This window comes from Flintibacter sp. (assembly GCF_046973065.1).
Genome location: NZ_JBKVXZ010000047.1, coordinates 1 through 21,386, shown reverse-complemented (window position 1 = coordinate 21,386; position 21,386 = coordinate 1). Strand labels below are relative to the sequence as shown.

The 21,386-nt window shown below is 58.1% G+C and carries 19 protein-coding genes, 1 tRNA gene, 1 pseudogene and 1 other annotated feature; of the genes and pseudogenes, 8 read left to right on the top strand and 13 right to left on the bottom strand.

Features of this window, described 5'->3' with window-relative positions; all coding sequences use genetic code 11:
• Nucleotides 1-68: 68 nt before the first annotated feature.
• Nucleotides 69-827, bottom strand: coding sequence for a tRNA (guanosine(37)-N1)-methyltransferase TrmD (gene trmD / locus ACLTXB_RS14320; RefSeq protein WP_428227474.1), 759 nt, complete (start codon nucleotides 825-827; stop codon nucleotides 69-71).
• A 75-nt stretch (nucleotides 828-902) separates the two neighbouring features.
• On the bottom strand, nucleotides 903-1,469 hold the full coding sequence (locus tag ACLTXB_RS14315) for a hypothetical protein (protein WP_428227473.1): 567 nt from the start codon (nucleotides 1,467-1,469) through the stop codon (nucleotides 903-905).
• A 105-nt stretch (nucleotides 1,470-1,574) separates the two neighbouring features.
• Nucleotides 1,575-1,812, top strand: a binding site (T-box leader).
• Between the two features lie 89 nt (nucleotides 1,813-1,901).
• Here ACLTXB_RS14315 and leuA point away from each other — a divergent pair.
• The 3 genes from leuA to ACLTXB_RS14300 all read left to right on the top strand — a co-directional run bounded on the left by leuA (nucleotide 1,902) and on the right by ACLTXB_RS14300 (nucleotide 6,511).
• Entirely contained in the window at nucleotides 1,902-3,587 is a 1,686-nt protein-coding gene (leuA, locus tag ACLTXB_RS14310; protein ID WP_428227472.1) for a 2-isopropylmalate synthase, read from the top strand.
• A gap of 288 nt (nucleotides 3,588-3,875) precedes the next feature.
• A complete protein-coding gene (locus tag ACLTXB_RS14305) occupies nucleotides 3,876-6,266 on the top strand; it encodes a phosphoketolase family protein (protein ID WP_428227480.1) in 2,391 nt (796 codons plus the stop codon).
• A gap of 71 nt (nucleotides 6,267-6,337) precedes the next feature.
• On the top strand, nucleotides 6,338-6,511 hold the full coding sequence (locus ACLTXB_RS14300; RefSeq protein ID WP_008980546.1) for a hypothetical protein: 174 nt from the start codon (nucleotides 6,338-6,340) through the stop codon (nucleotides 6,509-6,511).
• Between the two features lie 176 nt (nucleotides 6,512-6,687).
• Here the strand turns inward: ACLTXB_RS14300 and ACLTXB_RS14295 are convergent, their stop codons facing one another.
• The 6 genes from ACLTXB_RS14295 to ACLTXB_RS14270 are packed head-to-tail and all read right to left on the bottom strand — an operon-like array spanning nucleotide 6,688 to nucleotide 10,522.
• Complete coding sequence (locus ACLTXB_RS14295; protein ID WP_428227471.1) at nucleotides 6,688-8,088, bottom strand: hypothetical protein; 1,401 nt, start codon at nucleotides 8,086-8,088, stop codon at nucleotides 6,688-6,690.
• Nucleotides 8,085-8,822 (bottom strand): ABC transporter ATP-binding protein, encoded by a 738-nt coding sequence (locus tag ACLTXB_RS14290; RefSeq protein WP_008980543.1) that lies wholly within the window; start codon nucleotides 8,820-8,822, stop codon nucleotides 8,085-8,087. The genes ACLTXB_RS14295 and ACLTXB_RS14290 overlap by 4 nt, the downstream gene beginning before the upstream one ends.
• Before the next feature lie 5 nt (nucleotides 8,823-8,827).
• Nucleotides 8,828-9,358: a hypothetical protein gene (locus ACLTXB_RS14285; RefSeq protein WP_428227470.1), complete on the bottom strand. Its 531-nt coding sequence runs from the start codon at nucleotides 9,356-9,358 to the stop codon at nucleotides 8,828-8,830.
• Entirely contained in the window at nucleotides 9,333-9,746 is a 414-nt protein-coding gene (locus tag ACLTXB_RS14280) for a hypothetical protein (RefSeq protein WP_428227469.1), read from the bottom strand. The genes ACLTXB_RS14285 and ACLTXB_RS14280 overlap by 26 nt, the downstream gene beginning before the upstream one ends.
• A 6-nt stretch (nucleotides 9,747-9,752) precedes the next feature.
• Entirely contained in the window at nucleotides 9,753-10,136 is a 384-nt protein-coding gene (locus ACLTXB_RS14275; protein WP_428227468.1) for a hypothetical protein, read from the bottom strand.
• Nucleotides 10,133-10,522, bottom strand: coding sequence for a GntR family transcriptional regulator (locus tag ACLTXB_RS14270; protein WP_428227467.1), 390 nt, complete (start codon nucleotides 10,520-10,522; stop codon nucleotides 10,133-10,135). Before ACLTXB_RS14270 ends, ACLTXB_RS14275 begins: the two co-directional genes overlap by 4 nt.
• A gap of 202 nt (nucleotides 10,523-10,724) precedes the next feature.
• On the opposite strand from ACLTXB_RS14270, the gene ACLTXB_RS14265 reads away from it, so the two are divergent.
• The 4 genes from ACLTXB_RS14265 to galT all read left to right on the top strand — a co-directional run bounded on the left by ACLTXB_RS14265 (nucleotide 10,725) and on the right by galT (nucleotide 15,655).
• The gene (locus ACLTXB_RS14265; protein ID WP_110440691.1) at nucleotides 10,725-11,747 is read left to right on the top strand and encodes a LacI family DNA-binding transcriptional regulator; all 1,023 of its coding nucleotides are present in this window, start codon (nucleotides 10,725-10,727) and stop codon (nucleotides 11,745-11,747) included.
• A 94-nt stretch (nucleotides 11,748-11,841) separates the two neighbouring features.
• Nucleotides 11,842-13,143: a galactokinase gene (locus ACLTXB_RS14260; RefSeq protein ID WP_428227466.1), complete on the top strand. Its 1,302-nt coding sequence runs from the start codon at nucleotides 11,842-11,844 to the stop codon at nucleotides 13,141-13,143.
• A 26-nt stretch (nucleotides 13,144-13,169) separates the two neighbouring features.
• Nucleotides 13,170-14,162: a UDP-glucose 4-epimerase GalE gene (gene galE, locus ACLTXB_RS14255; protein WP_008980537.1), complete on the top strand. Its 993-nt coding sequence runs from the start codon at nucleotides 13,170-13,172 to the stop codon at nucleotides 14,160-14,162.
• A gap of 2 nt (nucleotides 14,163-14,164) precedes the next feature.
• Entirely contained in the window at nucleotides 14,165-15,655 is a 1,491-nt protein-coding gene (gene galT / locus ACLTXB_RS14250) for a UDP-glucose--hexose-1-phosphate uridylyltransferase (protein ID WP_428227465.1), read from the top strand.
• An 88-nt stretch (nucleotides 15,656-15,743) separates the two neighbouring features.
• Here the strand turns inward: galT and ACLTXB_RS14245 are convergent, their stop codons facing one another.
• The 4 genes from ACLTXB_RS14245 to trmB all read right to left on the bottom strand — a co-directional run bounded on the left by ACLTXB_RS14245 (nucleotide 15,744) and on the right by trmB (nucleotide 20,574).
• Nucleotides 15,744-17,546, bottom strand: a complete 1,803-nt coding sequence (locus ACLTXB_RS14245) for an ABC transporter ATP-binding protein (protein ID WP_428227464.1) — start codon at nucleotides 17,544-17,546, stop codon at nucleotides 15,744-15,746.
• Nucleotides 17,539-19,275, bottom strand: a complete 1,737-nt coding sequence (locus ACLTXB_RS14240) for an ABC transporter ATP-binding protein (protein WP_428227463.1) — start codon at nucleotides 19,273-19,275, stop codon at nucleotides 17,539-17,541. The genes ACLTXB_RS14245 and ACLTXB_RS14240 overlap by 8 nt, the downstream gene beginning before the upstream one ends.
• Nucleotides 19,263-19,706: a MarR family winged helix-turn-helix transcriptional regulator gene (locus ACLTXB_RS14235; protein WP_008980533.1), complete on the bottom strand. Its 444-nt coding sequence runs from the start codon at nucleotides 19,704-19,706 to the stop codon at nucleotides 19,263-19,265. Before ACLTXB_RS14235 ends, ACLTXB_RS14240 begins: the two co-directional genes overlap by 13 nt.
• 190 nt (nucleotides 19,707-19,896) lie before the next feature.
• Nucleotides 19,897-20,574, bottom strand: coding sequence for a tRNA (guanosine(46)-N7)-methyltransferase TrmB (gene trmB / locus ACLTXB_RS14230; protein WP_428227462.1), 678 nt, complete (start codon nucleotides 20,572-20,574; stop codon nucleotides 19,897-19,899).
• Nucleotides 20,575-21,119: 545 nt separating this feature from the next.
• Between trmB and ACLTXB_RS14225 the strand changes: the two genes are divergently transcribed.
• Nucleotides 21,120-21,195 (top strand) — tRNA-Pro (locus ACLTXB_RS14225).
• A 57-nt stretch (nucleotides 21,196-21,252) separates the two neighbouring features.
• Here the strand turns inward: ACLTXB_RS14225 and ACLTXB_RS14220 are convergent.
• Nucleotides 21,253-21,386, bottom strand: a pseudogene (locus ACLTXB_RS14220) (tyrosine-type recombinase/integrase); the annotation flags it as partial.

Sequence of the window (21,386 nt, the reverse complement as noted above, 5' to 3'; positions counted from 1 at the left end):
AGATTTTATTTACCATATCATAAAAGGAAGGGAATGTAAAGCGATTCCCCTCACAAATCGGGAAAAATTTAGAGGAACTTCTCCCCGTTCTCCTCCTCCAGCTCTTTGAGCAGCTTGCGGTCGGCCTTGCTGGTAAGATCCAGCTTGGCATACAGGTCGGGACGGCGGTGACGGGTACGGAGAATAGACTGCTTGCGCCGCCACTGGTCCACCTTGGCATGGTTGCCAGAGCGCAGGATGGCGGGCACCGCCCGATCATGCCAAACCTCGGGCCGGGAGTACTGGGGAGCCTCAAGCATACCGTTCCAGTGGCTCTCATTCTCATAGCAGGAGGGGTCGGAGAGCACACCGGGCACCAGCCGACAAACGGCATCGGCTACCGCCATGGCAGGAATTTCTCCGCCGGTGAGAACAAAATCCCCGATGGAGATCTCCTCGTCCACACACTCCTCAATAAAACGCTCGTCGATCCCCTCGTAGTGGCCGCAAACCAGAATCAGGCGCTCATAATCGTCCCGCAGCCGCCGGGCGTCGGCCTGATCAAAGGTCTTGCCTGCGGGAGACATATAAATGGTGTGGATCCGCTCCCCTGCCTCGTCGCAAATGTGCTTCCAGCACTGGTAGAGAGGATCGGCCTGCATCACGGCCCCCCGGCCTCCGCCGTAAGGGTAGTCATCCACCTGCCGCTGTTTATTTAAGGTATAGTCCCGGATCTGGTGGCACTCGATGCGGATATAGCCCCGTTCCTGAGCCCGGCCCAGAATGGACTCACACAGCATATCTCCCACCACGTCGGGGAATAACGTCATAATATCGATACGGTACATAGGTCCTGCTCCATTTCTTCCTTATAGTCTTTCCTGATTATACGCAAGTCCTTCTGGTTTTTCAATGGATTTGCTTTATTTTTCCCTGTCTTTCTCCCCCTGCGACCCAGGCAGCAGAGGCCGTCCCTCCCAGTCAAAGCTCCACACCAGATGCCGCTGTCCCTGCTTCTCCCGGACCTGCGCCAGGCAAAATAACGTGTTAAGTAAAATAGGTTCACAGGTTGAAAAAGGTATGGCCAGCTGCCGAATCGCTCCCTTCTCACGGCTAAGCACCCCCTGCGCCCCCCTCAGGCAGGCACGCACCACCCGGTCCCGGCAGAAATTCTCCGGATGGTCCTCCCTGTGCCATACCTCCTGCATTCCATCTCTATCTGTAAAGGAATATGCCATGACAATCTTTCCGCCGATCAGCGGCCAGGCACCCGCCTGCTGGAGCGTTTTCCTGGCCACCCGCCGCTCCAGATGCAGGCCGCCTCCCTGGGGGACCAGGGTCCCCAACAGAAATTCACCCTGCGGCCCGGTGCACCACACTTTATAAAGTCCCCTGCCATCGTCGGGGCGCACCGCCTCCAGGTACACCCAGAGGTCCTCCTCCCGTACCCGCAAGGTCCCGCCGCCCGCCAGCGGCCACAGCTCCCCCAAAACGGCCCGCCCCCTCTCTCCCTCTATGTCTATGCGCGTCCTCCCAAATCCAACGCAAAATCTTTCCCTTGACAAACTGACTTTGCTCCGCTAAAATCTACCATAAGAAATGCGACGACGGGAAAAAAGACGGCGCGTGTCCCTCTTCAGAGAGCCGGTGGTTGGTGCGAACCGGTGTGCGGCCCCTCCGTGTATAACTGGTCCCTGAGCAGTCCGCCTGAACAACAGTAAGGTGGGACGGTTGGCTTCGTTATCAGCCGCGGCCTTGTTGGAGGCTTTGAGGGCCGTTCGGGCAACCGGCGACTGAACCAGGGTGGTACCGCGTTAGTATAACGCCCCTGACTTGAAAAAGTCGGGGGCGTTTTTGATTTTCTCCCCCGCGGCACGATCCGCCCCCCAACGCGGCGGAATCAGGAAAGGAGAGCAAGCATTATGAATCCCGGATACACAAAGTACATTCCCTTCCAGCCCCAGAAGATCGAGGGGCGCACCTGGCCTGACCATGTCATCACCAAAGCTCCTGTCTGGTGCTCGGTAGACCTGCGGGACGGAAACCAGGCTCTGGTGGACCCCATGAATCTTCAGGAAAAGCTGGAATATTTCCATACTCTGCTGGATATCGGCGTCAAAGAGATTGAGATCGGCTTCCCCTCCGCCAGCGAGACGGAATATGAGATCTGCCGTGAGCTCATCGAGGGCGGCCACATCCCCGATGACGTGACCATCCAGGTGCTGGTCCAGGCCCGGGAGCACCTCATCAAAAAGACATTTGAGGCCATCAAGGGCGCCAAGAACGTCATTCTCCACTTCTATAACTCCACCTCCACCCTCCAGCGCAAGATGGTCTTCCACATGGACATGGAGGGCATCACCAAGATCGCTACCGACGCGGCCGACCTCATCTACGAGATGTCCCAGCCCATGATTGAGGAGGGCATGAACCTGCGCTTTGAGTACTCCCCCGAGTCCTTTATGGGCACGGAGATGGACTATGCCGTAGACATCTGCCAGGCCGTGCTGGAGCACCTCCACGCCACCCCGGAGAACAAGGTCATCCTGAACCTGCCCACCACCGTGGAGAACTGCATGCCCAACCAGTTTGCCGACATGCTGGAGTACTTCTGCAGAAAACTCCCCTCCCGGGACTGCGCTATTATCTCCCTGCACCCCCACAATGACCGCGGCTGCGGCGTAGCCACCGCCGAGATGGGACTGCTTGCTGGTGCCGAGCGGGTGGAGGCCACCCTCTTCGGCAACGGCGAGCGCACCGGCAACGTGGATATGGTCACCCTGGCCATGAACATGTGGACCCAGGGCGTTGACCCTGAGCTGGACTTCTCCAACATCAACAAGATCAAGGACATGTACGAGCGCTGCACCAAGATGCCCGTGGGCGACCGGCAGCCCTACGCCGGTAAGCTGGTGTTCACCGCCTTCTCCGGCAGCCACCAGGACGCCATCAATAAGGGCACTCAGTATATGAAGGAGAGCGGCAGCGACTTCTGGGAGATCCCCTATCTGCCCATCGACCCCGCCGACGTGGGCCGGGAATACGAGCCCATTATCCGCATCAACTCCCAGTCGGGCAAGGGCGGCGCCGCCTATATCATGGAGCACAACTTCGGCTTCGATCTGCCCAAGGCCATGCATCCGGAGTTTGGCCACATCGTCCAGGTGGAGACCGACGCGGTGGGCAAGGAGATCACTCCCGAGCGCATCAACGAGCTGTTCCACCAGGAATATGTGGACGTCAAGGAGCCCTACAAGCTGCTTAAGCACGCCTTCCAGGAGAGCGTGGACAACGAGGGCCACTCCCACGTCACCTTCTGGGGCACCCTCCAGCACACCGATACTATCTTTAAGGTATCCGGCGAGGGCAACGGCCCCATCGACGCCTTCTTCAACGCCATCAAGGGCGAGAAGATGGCCCGCTTCTCCTTCCTGGACTACTCCTCCCACGCCATCACCGACGGTTCCGACTCCCAGGGCGTGGCCTATATCCTGCTGAAGGACCAGCGGGATGGGAAAGAGTATTGGGGCGTGGGCCTGTCTCACAACATCAACCTCGCTCCTCTCCGCGCCATTCTGTCCGCCATCAACCGCGCCAAGCGGAAATAAACACCTTTCTCTGCCCGGCCTGGAAATCTCCAGGCCGGGCTTTATATTCTCTTAGCGTCTGGTTTTTATCTCTGTTTTCCCGGAAACACCCCAATTCTGATCTATTTTCTTCCCGTTAGTATCTAGATAAGGAATCTTAACCTCCTCTTAATATCTCGAAAGCCCGTACATGATTGACTTTTCAACGCTTTACGGTATACTTAAGATAAGAAACACCATCAGAGGAGGCGTCTTCCCATGCCAAGAACCCCAGAAGCCCCGAAATCTGCTCCCAAGGCTCCGGCCCGGATGTCCAAGAAGGACCCCCTTACCCGGGAGCAGGTCCGGGACATCAACGCCTGGTGGCGTGCAGCCAACTACCTGTCCGCCTGCCAGCTCTACTTACTGGACAACCCCCTGCTCCGGGAGCCCCTGCGTCCCGAGCACCTGAAGCACTCCATTGTGGGCCACTGGGGCACCTGTCCGGGGCAGAACTTTATCTATACCCATCTCAATCGAGCCATTGTCAAGTATGATCTCGATATGATCTATATCTCCGGACCCGGTCATGGCGGCAATGCTATTGTCGCTCAGGACTACCTGGACGGCTCTTACAGTGAGATCTATCCCAACATCAGCCAGGATACGGAGGGAATGAAGAAGCTCTTCAAGCAGTTCTCTTTCCCCGGCGGCATCCCCAGTACCGCCTCCCCCGAGACCCCCGGCTCCATCAATGACGGAGGCGAACTGGGCTACTCTCTGGCCCACGCCTTCGGTGCGGTCATGGACAACCCCGACCTCATCGCTGCCTGCGTGGTGGGCGACGGTGAGGCAGAGACCGGTCCTCTGGCCACCTCCTGGCACTCCAACAAGTTTTTGAATCCCATCACCGACGGTGCCGTGCTGCCCATTCTCCACCTCAACGGCTTCAAGATCTCCAATCCCAGCGTATTCTCCCGTCTCACCCGGGAGGAGACCGAGATGTTCTTCAAAGGCTGCGGCTGGGAACCCCGCTTTGTGGAGGGGGACGATCCCAAGCAGATGCACCAGAAGATGGCCGCCGCCATGGACTGGGCGGTGCGTGAGATCCAGCGTATCCAGGAGTACGCCCGCAGCAGCGGCAGTGTGGAGCGTCCCCGCTGGCCCATGATCGTCTTCCGCTCCCCAAAGGGATGGACCGGTCCTGCCCAGGTGGACGGCAAACCCTCTGAGGGCAGCTGGCGTGCCCACCAGATCCCCATCCCCGTATGGGACGGCAAGCCTGGCCGCCTTGAGGAGCTGGAGGCGTGGCTGCGCAGCTATCATCCCGAGGAGCTCTTTGACGAGCACGGCGCTCTCATTCCTCGCCTGCAGGAGCTGGCCCCTAAGGGAGATCGGCGGATGGGAGCCAACCCCCACGCCAACGGCGGCCTGCTGCTGCGGGACCTGCGCACCCCCGATTTCCGTGAATACGGTGTGGCGGTGCCCCAGCCCGGCGCGGTGGAGGCTCAGGACACCCAGGTGCTGGGCGGCTACGTGCGGGATCTCATCAAACGCAATCTGAAATCCCGGAACTTCCGGGTCTTTGGCCCTGACGTCACCTCCTCCAACCAGCTTTCCGCCATGTTCCAGGCCACCGGCCGGCGCTGGACCGACCAGGACCAGGAGGATTTGAGCAACCATCTGGACCAGGACGGCCGGGTGATGGACTCCATGCTCTCCGAGCATATGTGCCAGGGCTGGCTGGAGGGCTATCTGCTCACCGGACGCCACGGCTTCTTCACCTGCTATGAGGCCTTTATCCGCATTGTGGACTCCATGGTGGCTCAGCACGCCAAGTGGCTGAAGGTGTGCCGTCAGCTCCCCTGGCGGCAGAAGATCGCCTCCCTCAACTACGTGCTCTCCTCCAACGTCTGGCAGCAGGACCACAACGGCTACACCCACCAGGACCCCGGCTTTCTGGACCACGTGGCCAACAAGAAAGCCGATGTGGTGCGCCTCTACCTGCCCCCCGATGCCAACTGTCTGCTCAGCTGCTTTGACCACTGCATCAAAAGCCGCAACTACATCAACGTCATTGTGGCTTCCAAGCATCCCCGTCCCCAGTGGCTCACCATGGACCAGGCGGTGAAGCACTGCACCCAGGGCATCGGCATCTGGCAGTGGGCCTCCAACGACCGGGGCGTAGAGCCCGACGTGATCATGGCCTGCTGCGGCGATACCCCCACGCTGGAGACTCTGGCGGCGGTGACCATTCTGCACCACTACCTGCCCCAGTTGAAGATCCGGGTAGTCAATGTGGTGGACCTGATGAAGCTCCAGCCCCACACCGAGCACCCCCACGGCCTCACCGACGAGGACTACGACGCCATCTTTACCAAGGACAAGCCCATCATCTTCGCCTTCCACGGCTATCCCACCCTGGTCCACGAGCTCACCTACCGCCGCCACAACAAGAATCTCCACGTGCGCGGCTATAAGGAAGAAGGCACCATCACCACTCCCTTCGACATGCGGGTCCAAAATGATATCGACCGCTTTGATCTGGTCATTGACACGGTGATGCGCCTGCCCCAGCTGGGCAACAGCGCCGCCTATCTCATCCAGGAGATGAAGGACAAGCTCATTGAGCACCACCAGTACATCACCACCCACGGCCAGGACATGCCCGAGATCCGCAACTGGGCCTGGAACGAGGGCAAGGGCATCTATCCGGATTAAACGAAATATTTCTCTCTGCTTGGAATATTTCCCTCCGACAGCGGTCATACTGGACATCGAGGTGATGTACCATGGACTACCGCGACATGTACGCCTTGTTCCGCCGCGAGCCGGAGGCCAAACGCTTCTTTGACGCTCTGCCTGACTATGTCCAGGACCAGCTGCGCATCCGGCCCAACGGGATCAAAAATCTGGAAGGTCTCAAGGATTATGCCCACCGCTGTCTGCACGGTGAGCGCGTTTAAGGAGGAATTGAACATGTCCAAGAAGGAGAAGAAGCCCCGCATGATCCCCGACGTTCCCGCCACCCCCATCCCCGGCGAGCCGGGCAAGAAGCGGAGCAACTTTGATCCCACCCCCAGATCTAAATCCTGATCAAACGCACAAACAGCGCCCCGGCGAATTTCGCCGGGGCGCTGTTTTATCCACTTAATTCGATCGCTTGCGAATCGATTCCTCTTATGATGGCGTTGGAATAGCGCTGTGTGGCATTGTTTTTCGCAAAACTCATGGTATACACACCCTGGTAGGTCAGCTCTCCCCCCTGCCACACGGTCAGACGGTAACTTGTATCTTCCCAGGAAAGACTGTTCCGCTCCAGCAGGGCCAGTCTCTGACCGTCCCAGTGGGCAAGCTGTTCTTTGCCTGAGTCATCCCACTGTTCATCCTCGGGCATCTGTAAGGCATGCGCCAAGGCATAATCCTCCCCATCCCAGGTGAGCAGAATCAGCTGATGATCGTTGAAGAAGAGCAGCATGTGGTCCTCCCCCTCCAGCGGATCGACCATATAGCCATTGCTGCCCATTTGACCCAGTTCCAGCCGCTGGAGCAGCTGCCGTCCATCGCTGCTGAGGACATTGAGATACCACGTTTCCCCTGCTACCGTGTACAGCAGCAGGTTTCCCTTTTCATTGGTAAAAAGGTTCACGGTCCGCTCTCCCTGGGGCACTTGATAGACGGTCTGTACCTGATCCATCTTCAGGTCCGCCCATCCGCTGGCCTCATTCTCAAGGAAAGGAACAAAGTACACTCCATATCCTCCCTGGATATGGCTCAGGTCCATCTGGACCATCCCATTCTTTGCCTCATCCTCCGAGACATGACTGTCCAGAATATAGTAGTATCCTCCATCGCCCTGAGCTACCGCTGTATTGAGTTCCAACCAGGATTGCGTATCACAGTATAACTCAATCACCTCGCCCATCTCATTGGTAGTGATGGTGTAGGTCACCTGAACTTGAGAAGGGATGGGGATGCTGAAAAAGCGTTGGAATGCCTCCTGCCCGTTCCGCCACTGGTCCTCAAGATCCTCGTCTCCATAATATCGAGTGTAGTAGTCCAGCACAATGGGATAGCAGGAATAATAATCTGCCACATGCACCGTCTTGGATTTGGTCTCATTGGGCCCCATGGTTTTGGCCAGATCAATGGCGGGTCTGGTCAGTATACCACCGTTCCCCCAGTCTTCTCTCTCCAGGTCGATTCCCATATCCGAGGACATGCCGCCGCCAAAAGAGGGCATGGATATCTCAGGCGGGTAATCATGAAATTCGTAGAAATTCAGAACTTTCTGCGAAAAACGAAATTCACTTATGGATTCCGCCGCATTTGCAGCAGGAAACTTGGTATCCCAGAACAGCTGATTAAACATCTGGTTGTGAACCGTAATGGTCAGCCCCTGGGCAGCGGCGGGATCCCCCTGCAGGGTAGTCTGGGTCACCTCCACCGCCTCGTTATCTTTGCTCACCCAAACGGACATCCCAGCCAGACCACCCACAGCCAGACAAATCAGCAGCAGGAACAGAAGAAAACTCTTTTTCATGGCTCCTCCTCTCCCGTCAGATCTTTCAGAGCCTGAACCACCCGGTCCGCTTTATAGCGGTAGGTCTCCTTGACAAAGTCCATCAGGGTCTTGCCCTGCTCCTCCAGCTCCAAGGTGGTCACGTCTCCCACCAGCTTGCCCTTTTGCAGCAGCAACGCCCGACCGATAAAATGCTCCACCTCCTCCAGCAGATGGGTGGAGAGCAGTACCGTTTCATTGGGCTCCAGAATTCCCAGCAGCACCTTATAAAAGTCCTCCCGGTTAAATACGTCGTTGCCCGCGAAGGGTTCATCCATCAGAATATAATCCGCTCCCTGGCTCAGGGCCAAAATTACTTCCAGCTGGTTTTTCTGCCCGGTGGAGAAAGAGCGGGCGGGTTTATGGGCAGGCAACTCAAAGAAATCCAGCAGCGCCCGGAACCGTTTGTCCCGGAAGTTTGGGAAATGCTCCTGATAAAACTGCCGGTGGCTCTCCGGACTGAGATTGGGAAAGAAGGAGTGCTCGCAGGTGGCAAAGGAGAGCCGGGTAATATTTTTCGGGGTGATGGGCTCTCCGTCCAGGGTGATGGTACCCTTATATGGAATAAAGCCAAAGACACACTTCATCAGGGTCGTTTTTCCTGCGCCATTCTCGCCAAACAATCCTACGATCTCACCCTGAGGGATCTTCAGGTCCACCCCGTCCAGAGCTGTCTTGCTTCCGTATTGCTTGATTACTTGCTTCAACTCCAACATAGCGCTCATCTCCCTATCAGCGCGCTCCAAAAGCGCATCCACTGTCCCGGCACCAGACAAGATGCCGGCGTACACTTCATATAGATCAGGTAACATACCGCTGTGGTCACTGCCGTCAGTACCAGGCATATCCCCACACCTATCAGCGGCAGCGTCCAGCACCGACGGGCATATTCTCTGGGGTCCGGCAGACGGCGCATGAGATAGATGCTCATGCTGCCCTGACGGTGGTAGGCCTGAAACCAAAATCCTTTTGCCACCAGCAAACCGATCAGTATCAGGAACCCTGCCGGCACAAACCGGAACACTTGGCCAAAGTCAGCCATCCGGGAGTCGAGAAGCAAAATCCGTTTTCCGTTCTTCGTCGTATACAGATCAGAAAGCGCCATGGCATATGCTCCCATATAAGCCACTACCGCCCAAAGTGCGGACAGAAACAGCCCCAGCATCAGGTTGACCCGCTCCCGCTCCACTGAAATTCCAAGGGGGATATGGGCTTTCAGCCAGCTCTCAAACTTGATTGTCCAGTCTCTCATAGGGCTCCCCCTCCCCATTATCCTCACTGTCCCACACAGTCATCCGGGCAACGGCCGCCGCTGCAAAGCAAAATGCCACAACAAAAAAGCCTGCGTCTCCGTCCAGGTTGGAAACTCCGGTTCCTCCAAATCCAGACCAAAAAAGGACTAAAATCGGGCCTATAGATGCCATGGGTGCTCGGCCAAGGCACCGCAGTCTTGCTCCGTTGGCAGCGCACAGACCCAGCGCCGCCATCATACATGCATTGGTGACCCATCGCGCCCAGCCAGCCAGAGGCAGCATACTAAAAAAGAACGGCGTGCGATAGATACTGAGAAGCACCGTCTGCTCCGTCACCTGCTCTGTCGGCAGGTGACGCCGGTACAGCAGACACATGACCAGAACCAAAGCAGCCTAGAAGGCCCACAGCAGCAAGAAGGACAGCGTACCGTACAGGCCATAAAGCAAGTTTCCTTGCCTGCGGCTGATTCCCAGACGGTCCAAGGTATAGTCTCTCCACTGTCCGGCTGTAAGGATCAAAATCAAGCTCAGCAGCACCAGAGCTGCAATCCAAACCCACTGTAAATGGGCCCTGTCTGCGATCTCATCAATGGGCAGGGAGTACATGGAATAGATCTCTTCTCCATTTTCTCCGATCCCCACCACCTCACTGAATTGTTTCTTCATTTTCGGGATAAACAACGCCAGTTCCACCACTGCCATCACCATAAACAGAGCCAATTCTTTATATAAGGTACTGCGGGCCATCAGGGATAAATAAGATCGACAGGCTCTCATAGTTCTCCTCCTTCCCGGTCCCACAGCCGGGCCACCAATTCCAGGGTCTCCTCTTTCGAGCTGCCCGTCTCCTTCAGAGCCGCTACCAGTACGGCGATTTCGCCTTCCAACAGCTTGGTCCGCACGTCCCGCACCTTCCTTTCGTCCAGCGTCAGCACACTTTTTGCTCCGGAGCGGGACTCCATCAGTTCCTCCTCCTCCAGCAGCCGGTAGGCCTTCTGCACCGTGTTGGGGTTGACCCCCAGCATGGCAGACAGGGTACGGCGGGAGGGCAGCTCCTCCTGGTCCCGGGCCGTTCCGGCCGCTATGGAGCGCTCTACAAAGCGCATGATCTGCAAATAGATGGGTACTCCCTCTTCCATGCGGAAGGAATCAAAGGCAAGCAAGGTCCTCCCTCCTTTCAACCGTATTATATGACTAATACACTTTCTAAGTGTATTATACAAGTAACACGCTTTACTGTCAATCTCTTTTGTGCGATTTTCCATCTTATCCTTGCACGTTTCTCCTCCTTTTTGTGGTTTTTCTCTTGTCACCTGGAATAAAACGCGGTATCTTTAAAGGGAACTAGAAACTGGAGGAATCACCATGGCGACCCTGAAAGAATTAGCTGACCGTACCGGCTGCTCTCCAGCGGCCATCTCCCGCATCCTCAACGCGGACCCCACCCTCTCTGTCAGCGAGGAGACCCGCCGCCGCGTTCTGGAAGAGGCCGGACGCTTGAATTACTCCGCCTCCAAGAGCCGACGGGGCCGGGCTCCCAAGCCGCTGATGCGCGTGGGACTGGCCGAAATGCTCTCCAGCTCCCGCCAGCTGGATGACCCCTATTTTCTCTACCTGGGCAACCACGTGCGCCAGGGCTGTCAGGAGCGGAAATATGCCTGTGTCCCCCTGGAGCACCGGGAGGGCGGTTTTCTCCTGCCTGAAGGCGAGACGGTGGACGGCATCGTGGCCATCGGCTACTTCCCGCCCGAACAGATCCAGGCTCTGGAGACCATTTCCAAACATCTGGTCTTTCTTGACTTCTCCCCGGACGAGATTCGCTATGACTCGGTGGAGCTGGGCTACGAGCTGGGTATCCGTCTGGCTCTGGAGGCCCTCACCGCTCTGGGCCACCGCCGCCTGGCCTTTGCAGGCCCTGCGGACCGGCCTTACGGCCAGCTGGGACCAGAGCCCCGGTACCAGGCTTTTCTCCAGCTCACCGCGCCTCAGCCCCAGCTGAGCTGCCAGGTGGTCTCCTGCCCCATGCAGGGCCGGGCCATCGAACCTAATCTCGCCGAGCTGCTCTCCCACCCCCAGGACCGTCCTACCGCCCTGCTGTGTGCCAACGAGGAGATCGCTCTGGCCGCTGTGCGCACGGCCGAACATCTGGGCCTGGACATTCCGGGGGATCTTTCGGTAGTCTCCTTCAATGACACGCCCCGTTCCGCTCTGGTGCGCCCCGCCCTCACCTCCGTATCCGTCCACACCCAGGAAATGGCTAACGCCGCCCTGCGTCTGCTGGCCGAACGGGTGCTTGGCAGTGTCCCTGCCCCCCGCACTTGGCCGCAAAAAGTGGTCGTCCCCCCCTCCCTCTCTCTGCGGGAGAGTACCGGTCCGTCTAACTGCTGAAATTCAACATGAATTCTTGTGCAAACTGCCAGATTGAATTTTTAGTAAAAAATAAATATACTAGGTACAACAAAAAATAAATGAGGTGACCACCATGCGAACTTGTGAATCTTTGCGTCGTTCCCTGTCCGCCGGAGAGTGTGACCAGACCCTTGCCAGCCTGTATGCCCTGGACGGCGCGGACAGCAGCCTGGCTGCCGCCCGTGCCCGCGCTCTGCGTGCGGTAGAGGAGTTCCAGTCTGCCTTCTCCCCCGCCGAAGATACCGCTGCCGCTCTGTTCAGCGGCCCCGGCCGCACCGAGATCGGCGGCAACCACACCGACCATCAGCACGGCCATGTGCTGTGCGGCAGCGTGGATCTGGACATGATCTGCTGCGCCGCTCCCAACGGCCTGAATGTCATCCGCATCATCTCCGAGGGCTACCCCGCCCTGGAGGTAGAACTGGACCAGCTGCTCCCCCGCCCGGAGGAGCGCAACACCTCCGCCGCTCTGGTGCGGGGCGTGGCGGCCAAGATCCAGGAGCTGGGCCACAAGGTGGGCGGCTTTGACGCCTGGGCCACCTCCAGCGTGCTGTCCGGTTCCGGCCTGTCCTCCTCCGCCGCCTACGAGGTGCTGGTGGGCAACATCGTCAACCACTTCTTCTGTGAGGGCGCCCTTACCCCCATTCAGATCGCCAAGATCGGCCAGTACGCCGAGAACGTCTACTTCGGCAAGCCCTGCGGCCTGATGGACCAGATGGGCTCCTCCGTGGGCGGCGCGGTGGCCATTGACTTCGCTGACCCCACCGCCCCTGTGGTGCGGAAGGTGGACTACGACTTCTCCAAGTCTGGCCACGCCCTGTGCATTGTGGACACCGGCTCCTGCCATGCCGACCTCACCGACGACTACGCCGAAATTACCCAGGAAATGGGCGCCGTGGCCGCTCACTTCGGCAAGCAGTTCCTGCGGGACGTGCCCGAGGAACAGTTCCGCGCGGAGCTTCCCTCCCTGCGGGTACGCTGCGGCGACCGTGCCGTGCTGCGGGCGCTCCACTTCTATGACGACGACCGCCGTGCCGTAGAAGAGGCCGATGCCCTGGAGGCGGGCGACTTTGACCGCTTCCTGGCTCTGGTGAATGCCTCCGGCATCTCCTCCTCCCTGTATCTGCAGAACACCTGGTCCATCGCCGACCCCAAGCAGCAGGCCATCCCCATGGCTCTGGCCATCGGCCGGGAGCTGCTGGAGGGCACTGGCGCTATCCGGGTCCACGGCGGCGGCTTTGCCGGCACCATCCAGGCCTTTGTCCCTGTGGAGAAGCTGACCGCCTTTAAGAGCGGCATGGAAAAGCTGCTGGGCACCGGCATGTGCCATATCCTCCACATCCGTCCTCAGGGCGGCTGCGTCATTCTGGCCTAAGCAAATTAGAAAGGAAGCACAAGAACATGGCTATTCTTGTTTTGGGCGGAGCTGGCTACATTGGCTCCCATACCGTTTATGAACTCATTGACGCCGGCCGTGACGTGGTGGTAGCTGACAACCTGCTCACCGGTTTTCGTGCCGCGGTCCATCCCAAGGCCCGCTTTTATCAGCTGGACATCCGGGACCGCAGCGCCCTGGATGAGCTGTTCACCAAGGAGAAGATCGAAGGCGTGATCCACTTTGCCGCCTCCTCTCAGGTGGGCGAGTCCATGTCCGACCCTCTCAAGTACTACGACAACAACCTTCACGGAACCATGGTGCTCCTCCAGGCCATGGTGGCCCACGGAGTGGACAAGATCGTCTTCTCCTCCACCGCCGCCACCTATGGTGAGCCTGAGCGGGTACCCATTCTGGAGACCGACCGCACCGATCCCACCAACTGCTACGGCGAGACCAAGCTGGCTATGGAGCACATGATGCGCTGGGTCTCCCGGGCTCACGGTCTGAAGTATGTGGCTCTGCGCTACTTCAATGCCTGCGGTGCCCACCCCTCCGGCGCCATTGGCGAGGCCCACAACCCTGAGACCCACCTCATTCCTCTGATCCTTCAGGTGCCCAACGGCCAGCGGGAGAAGATCTCCATCTTCGGTGACGACTATCCCACTAAGGACGGCACCTGCATCCGAGACTACATCCACGTCTCTGACCTGGCCCAGGCCCACATCCTGGCTCTGGACCACCTGCTCCAGGGCGGCGAGAGCGATGTGTTCAATCTGGGCAACGGCGTGGGCTTCACCGTAAAGGAAGTCATCGACGTGGCCCGGGCTGTCACCGGCCACCCCATCCCCGCCGAGACCTGCCCCCGCCGGGCCGGCGACCCCGCTCAGCTCATCGCCTCCTCCAAGAAGGCAGTGGAGCAGCTGGGCTGGAAACCCAAGTACAACGACCTGAACACCATTATTGCTTCTGCCTGGAAGTGGCACAGTGCCCACCCCAGAGGCTATGAGGAGGCTTAATTATGATCGACTACGCCATTGAAAAACTGCTTGCCTATGCTCTGGAGAAGGAACTGATCCAGCCCTGTGAGAAGCTGTGGGCTCTGAACACCCTGCTGGAGGTGCTGGAGCTGGACAGCTACACCCCCTCCGGCCAGGAAGTGGGTGAGGTAGACCTGCCCGCTGTGCTGGACGAGCTGATGGACGACGCTTACCAGCGTGGCGTGATGAAGGAGAACTCCATCGTCTACCGCGACCTGTTTGACACCAAGATTATGGGCGCTCTCACCCCCCGCCCTGCTCAGGTGATTGAGAAGTTCCAGACTCTGCGGGCGGAGGACCCCCAGAAAGCCACCAACTGGTACTATCAGTTCAGCCAGGACACCAATTACATCCGCCGGGACCGCATTGCCAAGGACATGCAGTGGAAGGCTCCCACCGAGTACGGCGAACTGGACATCACCATCAACCTGTCCAAGCCCGAGAAGGATCCCAAGGCCATTGCCGCCGCCCGGAACCTGCCCGCCTCCGCCTATCCCCGCTGCCAACTGTGCGCGGAGAATGAGGGCTATGCCGGCCGGGTGAACCACCCCGCCCGTCAGAACCACCGCATCGTGCCCATCACCATCAACGGCTCTCCCTGGTTCCTGCAGTACTCCCCCTATGTGTACTACAACGAGCACTGCATCTGCCTCAACAGCGAGCACACCCCCATGAAGATTGACAAGGCCTGCTTCGGTAAGCTCCTGGACTTTGTGGGCCAGTTCCCCCACTACTTCGTGGGCTCCAACGCCGACCTGCCCATCGTGGGCGGCTCCATCCTGGCCCACGACCACTTCCAGGGCGGCCGGTACACCTTCGCCATGGCCAAGGCTCCCGTAGAGACCCCCTTCACCTTCCCCGGCTATGAGGACGTACAGGCCGGCATCGTGAAGTGGCCCATGTCTGTGGTGCGCCTGACCTGCGCCGATCCCCAGCGGCTCATCGACCTGGCCGACCACATCCTCACCGCCTGGCGCGGCTACACCGACGAGAAGGCTCTGATCCTGGCTGAGACCGACGGTGAGCCCCACAACACCATCACCCCCATTGCCCGCCGCCGTGGCGAGGACTATGAGCTGGACCTGGTGCTGCGCAACAACCTGACCACTGAGGAGCACCCCCTGGGCGTCTATCACCCCCATGCGGAGCTGCACCACATCAAGAAGGAGAACATCGGCCTGATCGAGGTCATGGGTCTGGCCGTTCTGCCCGCCCGTCTGAAGACGGAGCTGGCCGCCGTGGCCGAGAAGCTGGCCAAGGGCGAGGATCTGCGTGCCGATCCCCTCACCGCCTCTCACGCTGACTGGGCTGAGGGCTTTGCTGGCAAGTATGAGATCACCGCCGACAACGCCCTGGACGTGGTCCAGAAGGAGACCGGCCTGGTGTTTGCCCAGGTGCTGGAGCATGCCGGCGTCTACAAGCGCAACGCCGAGGGCAAGGAGGCCTTCCTCCGCTTCCTGAACACTCTGTAAAGGAATATTGCCTGTCATCTATTTTTCATTAGAAAACCCGGCTGGGAGACTAAATAGTCTTCCAGCCGGGTTTCTTTCTGTCTGTATTTTAGGAGAGCTCGAACATTCCGTTATAGAGCTGGTAATATACCCCCTGCTGCTCCAGCAGTTCATCATGACTGCCCCGCTCCACGATCTTACCGCGCTCCAGCACCATGATGGCGTCGGCGTTACGGACAGTAGACAGTCGGTGGGCAATGACAAATACCGTCCGTCCCTCCATCAGCTGGTCCATGCCCTTTTCGATCAGAGCCTCGGTACGGGTATCGATGGACGAGGTGGCCTCATCCAGAATGAGCACCGGCGGGTCGGCCACCGCCGCCCGGGCAATGGCCAGCAGCTGCCGCTGCCCCTGAGAGAGGTTGGCGCCGTCGGCGGTGACCAGAGTGTCGTAGCCGCGGGGCAATCGGCGGATAAAGGAGTCGGCATTGGCGATGCAGGCCGCCCGTTGGATCTCCTCCATGGTGGCATCCAGTTTCCCGAAGCGGATGTTGTCGGCGATGGTTCCGGTAAACAGGTGGGTGTCCTGGAGAACAATACCTAAAGAACTGCGCAGGGCGCTCTTCTGGATATCCCGCACGTCGATCCCGTCGTAGAGGATGCGTCCCCCCTGCACATCGTAAAACCGGTTGATGAGATTGGTGATGGTTGTCTTGCCTGCACCGGTGGAGCCTACGAAAGCAATCTTCTGCCCCGGTTTGGCATACAGACTCACATCTCTCAGTACCGGGTGTCTGGGCTCGTAGCCGAAGTCCACATGCTCAAAGCGCACATCGCCCCGCAGGGGAATATCCTCTCCCTCCGGCTTATGCCAGGCCCAGCCCTGCCCTGCCTTTTCCAGACTCACGGCTCCCTCATCCACCTCAGGAGCTTCATCCATGACCTCAAAGACACGCTCGGCACCTGCCAGCGCAGCCAGCAGGAAGTTGCTCTGCTGGGTAAACTGATTGATGGGCGCGGCGGCCTGACGCACAAAGACCAGATAGCTGGCCAGACTGCCCGCGTCGGTCATCCCTTTCAATGCCATAATGCCTCCCAGAACAGAGACAATGGCGTAGTTGATATAAGAGATGGTTACTACCGCAGGGATCATGGTAGCGGCATAGCCCTGGGCTCCGGTACCTGCCCGGCGCAGGGCCTCGTTTTTCTCGTCAAAAATCTCCATGCTGGCCTGCTCGTGGTTGAAGACCTGTACCACTTTCTGTCCGTTGACCATCTCTTGGATATAACCATCCAGATCGCCCAGACAGGCCTGCTGTTTGGTGTAGTAAGCCCGACTGCGGCGGCTGCTGAAGCGGATGTAGGCAAACATGGCTGCATAACACACAACCACCACCAGGGACAGCTGCCAATTGAGTACAAAGAGCAAAATCAGGGTGCCCGTCATCTGAATGAAGCTCTGGATGGCCATGGCAAAGCTGTTGTTCAGCGCATCGGCGATGGTGTCCACGTCGTTGGTGAAGTAACTCATAATATCGCCGTGCCGGCGGGTATCAAAGAAGCGCAGAGGCAAAGTCTGGAGGTGGGCAAACAGATCCCGCCGGATATCCAGCAGCACCTTTTGGGCCGCCCGCACCATGGTCTGAGTGTATCCAAAGGAACACAGCACGCCGATCCCATAGATGACCACCGTCAGGGCAATGCCCTGAATCAGGGTCTCCATATTTCCCGACACCAACGCGTTGACCACCGGACGGATCATGTAGGTGCCCAGCAGATTGGCCGTAGCGCTGACAGCCACCAGCACCCCCACTGCCAGCAGCAGGAACTTGTGCCGTCCCAGGTAGGAGAGGAAGGTCTTTACCGTATAGCCCAGACGCTTGGGCTTTTTCCCGCTGAAGGTTCTAGCCATGGAGCTCCCCTCCTTTCATCTGAGATGCGTAGATCTCCTGGTAGATGGGGTCACGCTCCAGGAGCTGCTGGTGGGTTCCTACCGCGTGGACCTTGCCGTCATCCAGAATGATGATCTGGTCCGTATTCATCACCGAGGTGATCCGCTGGGCGATGATGATCTTGGTCACACCCTCCAGGCTGGCCAGCTCCCGGCGGATTTTTCCCTCGGTCGCGGTGTCCACCGCACTGGTAGAGTCATCAAAGATGAGCACCTTGGGGTGCTTGAGCAGCGTGCGAGCGATGCACAGCCGCTGCTTCTGCCCGCCGGAGACATTCACGCCGCCCTGCCCCAAGTCGCTCTTGAGGCCGCCGGACATTTCCGAGACAAATTCATCGGCGCAGGCCGCCCTGCAGGCCGCCCACAGCTGCTCCTCCTCTGCCTGGGCATCGCCCCAGCGCAGGTTGTCCTCCACTGTACCGGAAAAAAGCACGTTCTTTTGCAGCACAATCCCTACCGCATCCCGCAGGGCGTGGATATCATACTCCCGCACGTCCCGGCCGCCTACCCGGACACTTCCTTCAGTGGCGTCGTAGAGGCGGGGAATGAGCTGTACCAAGGTGCTCTTGGCCGAGCCGGTACCACCCAGAATGCCCACAGTCTGCCCCGCCTTGATATGCAGATCTACCTGAGACAAGGCATATTCCTGCGCATCCGCATGGTATTTAAACGATACTCCTTCAAAGTCCACACTGCCGTCGGCCACCTGGGTGACCGCATCCTGGGGCGAGGTGATCTGGGGCTGCTCCTCCAACACCTGGGTAATGCGGTGGACACTGGCCAGAGACCGGGTGAGCAGTAAAAATACGTTTGAGAGCATCATCATGGAGTTCATGACCTGAAACACATAGCTGAGAAATCCCGTCAGGTCTCCCACCAAAAGGTCTCCGTCCAGGATCATGTTTCCTCCAAACCACATGATAAGCACGATGGCAGTATACATAGTCAGCTGCAAAGAAGGCAGATTCAGCACCGCCCAACGGAAGGTCTCCTTGGATGTGTCCGCCAGGCGGCTGTTGACCACCTGAAAGCGCTCCTCCTCCGCCTCGCCCCGGACAAAGGCCTTCACTGCCCGGATGGCTGTCAGGTTCTCCTGCACCACATTGTTCAGCCGGTCCACTGCCTTTTGAAGCTTGCCATACATAGGCGCTACCTTCCGCACGATGCAAAAGAGAATGGCTCCCAGAACGGGTGCGCACACGATAAAAATCACAGCCAGCCGGGCGTTCATCCAGAACGACAATCCCACTCCCATCACCAGCATGATAGGACTGCGCACCAAAGGCCGGAATCCGCCGTTGATGGCGTTTTGCAGCACTGTCACGTCTGTGGTCATCCGAGTAACCAGAGAAGCGGCATCAAAGTGGTCCAGATTGGCAAAGGAATAGCGCTGAACCTGGGCAAACTGGGCGCGGCGCACTTGAGCTCCCCAACCATAGGATGCCCGGGCAGCAAACCGGGCATAGAGCAGCCCAGTCACCAGGGCACAAAGAGCGCATATTCCCATTTGGCCTCCCTTATGGAGAACGTAATCAATATCCTGATTGGCTACACCCACGTCGATGAGGTCTGCCATCAGCACCGGGATCACCAGTTCAAAGCAGGTTTCTACCACGACCAGCAAGGCGCCGATCAGCAGATCCTTTCGATAGGGACCAAGATAGCGCAGCAGACGCTTCAGCTCTCCCATCGCTCTTCCTCCTTCCCCTCCCGGAGATTCCGGTACGCCCGCACTAGGAAGTCCGCAAACTGCTGCCGCTCCTCCGGCGTAAAACCCTGGAGCATCTGCTCTTCTTCCTGGGCACAGAACTCTGTCCAAGCCTGTACCGCCTGCCGTCCCTTCTCGGTCAGCTCCGCCAGGTCGCCGCGCCGGCTGCTCTCGTCCCTTCTGCGCACCACAAAGCCGCCTCGCTCCAAGGCATCTATCATCCGGGACACCGCCGCTGGGTCAATCTCAAAATAGTCCGCCAGCTCCTTCTGCCGACAAGGACCATGGCTGTTCAAATAGACCAGAAGTTTAGGCTGCCCCGCCCCCAGGCCAACTCGCCCAAAACAGGGACGCAAATAATTGCGCTGAGCATGAAACGCCCGGTAGAGCAGCATGTGAAAGGTTCGTTCCATCAGTTATCCCCTTCCCTTTTCTTGACATATCAATTATTGATATGTCAATTATAGCAGTTCACTTTTTTCTGTCAATTCCCCCATAAAAAATAGCCGGAGAGGCTCTGCACTTCCTCTCCGGCGTATAATTTGATTTACTCTGCCTGTTCTGCAGCACCTTCCGGCTGCGCCTCTTTCTCCACCGGACGATTCATCGGTCCGGCAATGGGAACAAACTCCGGTTCCTCCTGCATATGTTCCTTGGTCCCCACGCGCTGCTGATCTTGGTGCCGAGATTGTGGAATTTTTCCTCATAATTTGTCATCACACCACAGATCCCATCGGCGTGGAGGTCCCTGGTCACTTCCGTGAGCGCATAGCCCGCCTTAGGGAACTGAAACAGGGAATATTCAAACAGGTCCCGGTTGTCCGTCTTGAAATGGATCTGTCCGCCGGTACGGAGCACTCCGCGATACAGAACCAGAAAGTTCTGGTGCGTGAGCCGCCGCCGGGCGTGTCGGTTGGAGGGCCAAGGATCGCAAAAGTTGATGAACAGACGGTCGATCTCATCGGGGGCAAAGTACTCCCGCAGTTTGGCCGCGTCGCCGTCCACAAAAAACACATTGGTCAGGCCCCGCTGTGCGCAGCGCTCCATCGCCACGATCATGGCATCCGGTACCCGCTCCACTGCCAGATAGAGCACATTGGGGTTCTGCGCCGCGGTCTCCGCTGTGAAGCGGCCCTTACCGCACCCCAGCTCCAGCCAGACCTGCTCCGCGTCCGGCTTCAGCTCCCGCCAACGCCCACGCTGCTCCTCCGGCGTCTGAATCAAGAAACGGGCGCAGCGCTCCATCCGCGGGACCAGATTGGGCTTTTTTCTCATGCGCATAATTGTCACCTCTCAGTTTTGTTCCAGAAATATTTTAACATAGACAATCCACCTCTTGCAATCTTTTTCAAAATATACTATACTGAAGAGGTCAGTCCCACTGTTCTGCCGGGCCCGCCTCCTGATGGCCGGTCCAGGCAACCTTTAGAAAATTTCATATCCGGGTGTAGCGCAGTTGGTAGCGCGCCTGCTTTGGGAGCGTGCGGCTCGGGTTTGAGCCGCATTTCTCCAAAATCCCGGAAACCTCTGGGGCGCTAAGGCTGACGGGGTTTTACCCCTCGCCGGTAACTGGTCAAAAAACGACCTTGACCACATGTTTGACCACAATTAGAAAATTTCATAACCGGGTGTAGCGCAGTTGGTAGCGCGCTTGCTTTGGGAGCACGGAGTAAGCAACTGTTTCATTTTTTATTTCTTTGAATAAATCATATTTTTCTATTTTACCTCTTGAAAAAGTTGAAAATGAGGTTAAAATAGTATGGATCACAATATGGGTCAAACGGCCCTGACCCATACCTGACCCATACGGGAAAAAAATCAAATATCCGGGTGTAGCGAAGGTGGTATCGCGCTTGATTTGGGTTCAAGAGACCGGGCGTTCGAGTCGCCCCACTCGGACCAACTCCCCTTGGAGCATGAGCTTCAAGGGGAGTTTTTTATCTATGCCTTTGAAATATTTTAAAATGATTGCGCCATGAATCCGCCCAATTTGTCTGCGGCTTCGATCTGCATCTTCATGGTAGCGTGAGTGTAGGTGTCCAGAGTGAAGCCCGCGCTGTAGTGTCCCAGCATGGAGGACAGAGTCTTTACAT